Genomic DNA, 6,698 nt, shown 5'->3' on the forward strand with positions numbered 1-6,698 from the left:
CGTGCTGATCACCTTCGACGACGGCTACGAGGGCGTCCACCGGCACGCATTGCCGGAGCTGGCCCGGCACGGCTTCCCGGCCACCGTCTTCGTCACCACCGGCTGGCTGCGCGGGGCGTACGACACCCGCCCTCCCCCACCGCGGCGGGGAGGGCGCCCGGCCATGCCTGAGCACGAGGTGCACCCGGACGGGGCGGCGCACGGGGAACGCGGACCGGCGCCCACGTACCCGGGCCTGGCGGTCCCGGTGCTGATGTACCACGCGGTCGCCCAGGACCCGGACCCGGCGACGCGGGGGCTGTCGGTCACCCCGGCGGCGTTCGCCGGCCAGCTGGCGGTGATCGCGGCGGAGGGCTTCACCCCGGTGGGGACCGCCGCCCTGGCCGCCGCCTGGCGCCTGGGCAAGCCGCTCCCGCGGCGGCCCGTGCTGATCACCTTCGACGACGGCTACGAGGGCGTCCACCGGCACGCATTGCCGGAGCTGGCCCGGCACGGCTTCCCGGCCACCGTCTTCGTCACCACCGGCTGGCTGCGCGGGGCGTACGACACCGGGGGCGCCCCCGACGCCATGCTGGACTGGGACCAGGTCCGCGAACTCGCCGCCCACGGGGTGGAGATCGGGGGGCACAGCCACACCCATCCCCCGCTCGACCTGGTCGGCGAGGGAGCGCTGCGCCGTGAGCTGGGGCTGTGCCGGGAGATCGTCGCCGCCGAACTGGGCGTCCCGCCCGCCTCGTTCGCCCACCCCTACGGGCACTCCACCCGCCGGGTCCGGCAGGCGGTGCGGGACGCCGGCTTCGCCCAGGCCCTCGCCGTCGGCAACGGCCTGGCCCGGCGCCGGCAGGGCCCCTACGCCCTGCGCCGGGTGACGGTGCGGCGGCGGACCGGGGCCGAGGAGTTCCTGCGGCTGCTGCACGGGCGCGAGCTGGCCCGGAACTTCGCCGTGGACCGCTGTCTCACCCGGGGGTACGCGGCGGTCCGCGCGGCTCGGCGGCTCGTGCCGCGCACGGGCTGACGGGGAGGTGCGCGGGGCGCCCGGAGTGCGTCCCGCGCGCCGCCGCGACGCGGGCGAGCTGTGGCGATGCGGGCCGGCAATACAGGAATTGCCGTGCGCTCGCAGCCGATCCCACGGATCATGAGCCCATGGCCGAAGACCCTCACGCCCTTGTGCCCATCCGGCTCGCCCTGGACGACGGCGACTCCCCGATCGACGTCATCGACGCCCTGTTCCTGCAGCGTTTCACCACCGGCGAGCAGCCGTACTCCCGGACGGTGAGCCTCGACCGGGTCCGCCCCGGGGCCCAGCTGGTGCCCTCCGAGGCCCGCGTCGTGCGGCAGGCCAGCAGCGACAAGCAGCGCTCCACCCTGGCCGAGGGCGACGGCTGGACCCTGCGGGTCTCCACCGCCCAGTGGGGCACCGGCACCCACGTCTCGGTGACGGCGGTCAGCGAGGAACTGGCGCACTCGGTGATCCACCGCTGCACCGACGGCGTGGAGATGGAGCCGGAACCGGTCCCCGAGGAGGTGACCATGGGGTTCTGGCACCTCTCCCCGCGCCGCGGGCCGCTGCGCATCACCCGGCAGATCTCCGCCGCCACCTGGGACGAGGTCCGCGTCAACTACACCGCTCCGGTGGCCGGGGCGATGGACTCGCTGATGAAGACCACCCCCGAGGACATCTCCGGGCGTCTCCTGCTGCTGCACGGCCCGCCCGGCACCGGCAAGACCACGGCGCTGCGCACCCTGGCCCGCTCCTGGCGGGACTGGTGCCAGGTGGACTGCGTGCTCGACCCGGAGCTGCTGTTCTCCGACGCCGGCTACCTGATGAACATCGCCATCGGCGACGACGACGATGACGAGGACGGCGAGGGCCGCTGGCGGCTGCTCCTGCTGGAGGACTGCGACGAGCTGGTCCGCGGCGAGGCCAAGCACGTGGCGGGCCAGGCGCTGTCCCGGCTGCTGAACCTGACGGACGGTCTGCTCGGGCAGGGCCGCAAGGTGCTGGTCGGCATCACCACCAACGAGGACCTGGAGCGCCTGCACCCGGCCGTGGTGCGTCCCGGCCGCTGCCTGGCGCGGATCGAGGTCGGCCCGCTGACCCGGCGGGAGTCGGTGGAGTGGCTCGGCACCGAGGAGGGCATCGGCCGCGACGGGGCCACCCTGGCCGAGCTGTACGCGCTGCGGCGCGGCACCTCGCCGACGGCTCTGCCCGAGCCGCGGGCCGGGGAGGACGCGGGGCTCTACCTGTAGTGCTTTGATGGCGGTATGACCGTCTTCGTTGGCACCTCCGGGTGGCAGTACAAGGACTGGCGCGGCGTGCTCTACCCGGAGGGCACGCCGATGCGCCGGTGGCTGGAGGAGTACGCCGCCCGGTTCGCCACGGTGGAGAGCAACAACGCCTTCTACAGGCTGCCGTCCCGCGAGACCTTCGCCGGCTGGCGGGAGCGGACGCCGGCGGACTTCACGGTCGCGGTGAAGGCGAGCCGCTTCCTCACCCACGTGAAGCGGCTCAAGGACCCCGCGGAGCCGGTGGAACGCTTGCTGTCCCACGCGGACGGCCTCGGGGAGCGGCTCGGTCCGGTGCTCCTGCAGCTCCCGCCGACCCTGCGCGCCGATGCGCCGCTGCTCGAGGACTGCCTGGCCCGCTTCCCCTCCGGGGTGCGGGTGGCGGTGGAGCCGCGGCACGACTCGTGGTGGACGGACCGGGTGCGGTCGGTGCTGGAGGCCCACGGCGCGGCCCTGTGCTGGGCGGACCGCGGCTCCCGTCCGGTGACCCCGCTGTGGCGGACCGCGGACTGGGGCTACCTGCGGCTCCACGAGGGCCGCGCCCGCCCGTGGCCGCGGTACGGCGCCCGTGCCCTGCGCACCTGGGCCGAGCGCTCCGCCGCCACCTGGCCCGCGGGCGACCTGTACGCCTACTTCAACAACGACCCCGGCGGAGCCGCCGTCCACGACGCCGTCCGCTTCGCCCGCGCGGCCCGCTCGGAGGGCCTGGACGTGACGCGTACGCCGCGCTGAAGTCTTCGTCCGGCTACGCGGCGGGCCCCTCGTACACCGCCCGGACCGCGTCCGCGGCGGCCCGGTGCGCGGCGTCGGCGTCCAGCCCGAGCCGGCGCGCCGTCCGGGCGAACTCCCGGGCGGCGGCGGCCACCGCGCGCTCGGCCGCAGCTCCCGCTGCGGCCACGAAGGTGCCGTTGCGGCCGCGGGTCTCGATCACCCCGTCCGCCTCCAGCGCCCGGTAGGCCTTGGCCACGGTGTTGGCGGCCAGCCCGAGCGTCTCGGCGAGCCCCCGCACGGTCGGCAGCCGGTGTCCCACGGGGAGGGCGCCGGACCGCGCCTGTTCGGAGATCTGCGCCCGCACCTGCTCGTAGGGCGGCAGGCTGCCGGCTCGGTCGTCGATGCGGATCCTCAGGCTGCTCACACCCGGATTCTGCACCACCGGGCCACGCCCGGAAAATGAAGGGCGGCCCCCGGGCCCCTCGCGTACCGTCCCCGCCATGACCGTATCGGTACGCGCCCTCAGGCCGGGGAACCGCGGCGACGCCGAGGCCTTCGCCCGGATCCGGATGCTGGCCCTCCCCTATGTCTTCTTCACCGCTGACTCCGTCGAGCACGTGCTGGCCCGTCTCCATCCGGACGCGCACCACACCGCCCTCCTGGCGGAGGAGGACGGCGAGCCGATCGGCACCGCCCAGCTCTCCCTGGCGCACGACAGCCCGGAGCCCGGGCAGGCGCTGCTCAACGTCTACGTCCGCCCGGACCGCACCGGGCGTGGCGCGGGCACCGCCCTGGTGCAGGCCGGCGAGGAGCGGCTCGCCGCCCTGGGCGCGCACCAGGTGTTCACCTGGGTCCTGGACGAGCCCGCCGACCGCGTCTTCGCGGAGCGCCGAGGCTACCGCCCCGGCAGCACCGCCCAGTTCCTGCGCCTGGACCTGGCCAAGGCGGAACTTGCCCCGGTGCCCGCACCGCCCCCGGGCGTCGAGCTGCGCACCGCCGCCGACTTCGCCGACGATCCGCGGCCCCTCTTCGCGCTGGACGCCGAGTGCACCGCCGACGAACCCGGCGACGTGAACCACCTGCTCGACGACTACGGGACCTGGCTCGACGAGACCTGGCGCCATCCGCTCCTGCGCCACGACCTGACCACCGTCGCCGTCGCGGACGGCCGCCCGGTGGCGTTCACCGCGGTCCGCACGGACGGCGGCACCCGTTACGGCACGGGTATGACCGGCACGGCCCGCGCCCATCGCGGCCGGGGGCTGGCGAAGCTGGTGAAGGCCGACTCGCTGCACCGCGCGCGGGCGGCCGGTTTCACCGAGGCCCACACCGGCAACGACGCCGGGAACGACGCCATGCTCGCGGTCAACCGGTGGCTGGGGTACGAGGTCTGCGCACAGGAGGTGCACCATGTCCGCGAACTCGGCTGAGGACGGGGCGGGTCCGCAGCAGGTCGAGGTGGTGCTGCGCAAGGCGGGCCGCCTGAAGATCAGTTACCCCGCGGACCTGCTCTCCGACGACGGCGTGCGGATCGCCGTCCGCGCGGAGTGGGCCGGCGAGGGCGTCCGCGACTTCGGCTTCGTGCGGTTCGAGCCGCACGACGTGTTCACCGAGTGGTACTGGCGGGACCGCTGGTACTCGGTGAAGGAGGTCCGCGACCCCTCCGGCGTCCTCAAGGGCTGGTACTGCGACGTGACCCGCCCCGCGGAGCGGGCCGGCGGCGAGGTGGTCGTGGAGGACCTCGACCTGGACCTGTGGGTGTCCGGCGACGGGGCGAGGGTGCTGCGGCTGGACGAGGACGAGTTCGCCGCGAGCGGTCTGCGTGAGCGCGACCCGCACGCCGCCGCCGAGGCCGAGGCCGCCCTGGACGAACTGGAGCGGCTGGCCCGGGCGGGCGGCCTGGAGGCCCTGCTGGCCTAGGGCCTGTCCGGCGGATCTTGCCGTTCTTGCTGCCGGTTCGCTCGTCAGCCGCCCTGAGCGGGGTCTGGTGCGTGCGGCTGCAAGGCGGAGGAGGGAGGCGACGCGGAGCGTCGTCGACCGACGACAACGCCGCAGACGTGCGTGCCAGACCCCGCGACCCACGTGCAAGATCCGCCGGACAGGCCCTAGGGCCCGTGCGGCGGTCCGCCCCGGACCGAGGCCGCCCCCGGCGAGCCGTGCTGCTCGCTCGCGGGGGCGGCCCGGGAACCTCACGGTTCCGGTTCAGGCGCTGGTCAGTTGACCGACACCGCTCCGCCCGGTCCGGTGACCGGGGCGTACTTGGCGGTGAAGTAGCTGCTGGACGGGCAGGTGGTCGACCCGCTCGTCTTGGTGAGCAGCTGGTTGCTGAAGTTGATCGAGTCGTCGGCGTTGTTCGTGGTCCCGCTGATCGAGGCGGCGGAGTACACGCAGTTGACGTTGCCGAAGACGCTCTTCAGCACCGCGGTGGCGGTGATCGGGCCGTTCACCGTGAGCACCCCGGCGGAGGTGACCGAGGCGGTCAGCAGCGGCGAGATGGTGATGGAGTTGACGCCGGTGGTGCCGAAGATGTTCGACGTGCACGTGGCGGCGTTGAAGGTCTGCTTCACGTTGTTCTCGGTGGCCGTGCCCGGCGCTGTCGGGTTGGTCGCGACGGTGGCCTCGATGGCGGAGCCGCTGCAGGTGACGCCGGTGCTGCCGCTCGCCGTGGTGGTGAGCTTGGCCGTGGTGCCGGCGGCCAGGGACGCGGTCAGCTTGGCTCCGACCGGGACGTTGGTGCCGGTGGCGTCGTACGTCAGGACCGAGGTGGCTGTCGGCGCGGCGGTCGCGGTCGCGGAGACGCCGCAGAGCGAGGCGGCGCCGGCGAGGGCGGCGGTGGCGAGTAAGGCGGTACGACGATTGCGCATGACGGATTCCTTCCATGGGGGATGGATATCGGGGGGTGCGCACGGCGGTGACGCGGGTGCCGCCCCGTCACCGCCGTCTGCTCACACGCGGTGTGGGACCGGGCCCGCGGTGAGAGTTCGGTGGCGTCGTTCGCTGCGGGCCTTCCACCCCGCCGAGGACGGGGCGGGAGAAGTCGACCGCATTCTTCCCTAGGTTTTGTAACCGTGGCGCTACGGGCGGTCAAGAGGTCCGCCGGGTTTTTGTTACCCGGGGTAATCCCAGTTCATGCGTGGAGTGTGGACGTGTCGTCGGGTGATCTCCGGACGCTCGGCCCGCACGTCGGGCAGGGCGGAGCGCCCGTCGGGGCAGGGGCACACGGCCCCGCCCCGACGGGTCTCCGTCCGGTCGTCAGCCGCGGGCGTCGTTCAGTGCCGCGGTGAGCGAGGCCAGGCTGTCGTCGATGGCGATCGTGGTGTCGACGCCGGTGAAGGTGACCGCGTTCTTCCCGCCCTCGGCCGGCAGGTCGAAGAGCGAGTTCACGATCCAGTTGCTCTCCCCCAGCCCCAGCAGGCCGCAGCGGCTGGCGCCGGGAATGGCCACCGAGGAGTCGGTGAGGGTGCCGTTGCTGACCTTGAGCACCATGGTCGGGTGCCCGTTGGGGTCGCCCTCGAAGGAGAGCTCCGGGGCGCCGGGCGAGGAGGCCCGCAGCACGATGGGCTTGGCGTCGGAGCCCACGTAGCAACGCGATCCGAGCAGCGGGTGGATCACCTTCAGCTTGATCGGCATCTCGAACAGCGGGTGGTCGCTGCCGACGGCCAGCGGCACGAAGTTCTTGATCGGACCGGCCGGCTCGACCT

The 6,698-nt window shown here is 73.9% G+C and carries 7 protein-coding genes and 2 pseudogenes; 6 read left to right on the forward strand and 3 right to left on the reverse strand.

The features are described from left to right. The 4 genes and pseudogenes from ACOV8S_RS24815 to ACOV8S_RS24830 all read left to right on the forward strand — a co-directional run. Nucleotides 1-127, forward strand: a pseudogene (locus tag ACOV8S_RS24815) (polysaccharide deacetylase family protein); the annotation flags it as partial. A gap of 126 nt (nucleotides 128-253) precedes the next feature. After that, the gene (locus ACOV8S_RS24820; RefSeq protein ID WP_448320451.1) at nucleotides 254-1,015 is read left to right on the forward strand and encodes a polysaccharide deacetylase family protein; all 762 of its coding nucleotides are present in this window, start codon (nucleotides 254-256) and stop codon (nucleotides 1,013-1,015) included. Between the two features lie 128 nt (nucleotides 1,016-1,143). Next, entirely contained in the window at nucleotides 1,144-2,250 is a 1,107-nt protein-coding gene (locus tag ACOV8S_RS24825; RefSeq protein WP_448320423.1) for a DUF5925 domain-containing protein, read from the forward strand. A 15-nt stretch (nucleotides 2,251-2,265) separates the two neighbouring features. Further along, nucleotides 2,266-3,018 (forward strand): DUF72 domain-containing protein, encoded by a 753-nt coding sequence (locus tag ACOV8S_RS24830; protein ID WP_448320425.1) that lies wholly within the window; start codon nucleotides 2,266-2,268, stop codon nucleotides 3,016-3,018. Nucleotides 3,019-3,031: 13 nt separating this feature from the next. Here the strand turns inward: ACOV8S_RS24830 and ACOV8S_RS24835 are convergent, their stop codons facing one another. Next, nucleotides 3,032-3,421: a GntR family transcriptional regulator gene (locus ACOV8S_RS24835; RefSeq protein ID WP_448320427.1), complete on the reverse strand. Its 390-nt coding sequence runs from the start codon at nucleotides 3,419-3,421 to the stop codon at nucleotides 3,032-3,034. 76 nt (nucleotides 3,422-3,497) lie between these two features. Between ACOV8S_RS24835 and ACOV8S_RS24840 the strand changes: the two genes are divergently transcribed. Then, nucleotides 3,498-4,427, forward strand: coding sequence for an N-acetyltransferase family protein (locus ACOV8S_RS24840; RefSeq protein WP_448320429.1), 930 nt, complete (start codon nucleotides 3,498-3,500; stop codon nucleotides 4,425-4,427). After that, nucleotides 4,408-4,917 (forward strand): DUF402 domain-containing protein, encoded by a 510-nt coding sequence (locus ACOV8S_RS24845; RefSeq protein WP_448320430.1) that lies wholly within the window; start codon nucleotides 4,408-4,410, stop codon nucleotides 4,915-4,917. Before ACOV8S_RS24840 ends, ACOV8S_RS24845 begins: the two co-directional genes overlap by 20 nt. Nucleotides 4,918-5,210: 293 nt before the next feature. Here the strand turns inward: ACOV8S_RS24845 and ACOV8S_RS24850 are convergent, their stop codons facing one another. Together ACOV8S_RS24850 and ACOV8S_RS24855 are read right to left on the reverse strand one after the other, a co-directional pair. Then, nucleotides 5,211-5,861 (reverse strand): Tat pathway signal sequence domain protein, encoded by a 651-nt coding sequence (locus ACOV8S_RS24850; protein WP_448320432.1) that lies wholly within the window; start codon nucleotides 5,859-5,861, stop codon nucleotides 5,211-5,213. 388 nt (nucleotides 5,862-6,249) lie between these two features. After that, a pseudogene (locus ACOV8S_RS24855) lies at nucleotides 6,250-6,698 on the reverse strand (hypothetical protein); the annotation flags it as partial.

The sequence above is a fragment of the Streptomyces sp. CO7 genome (assembly GCF_053474865.1).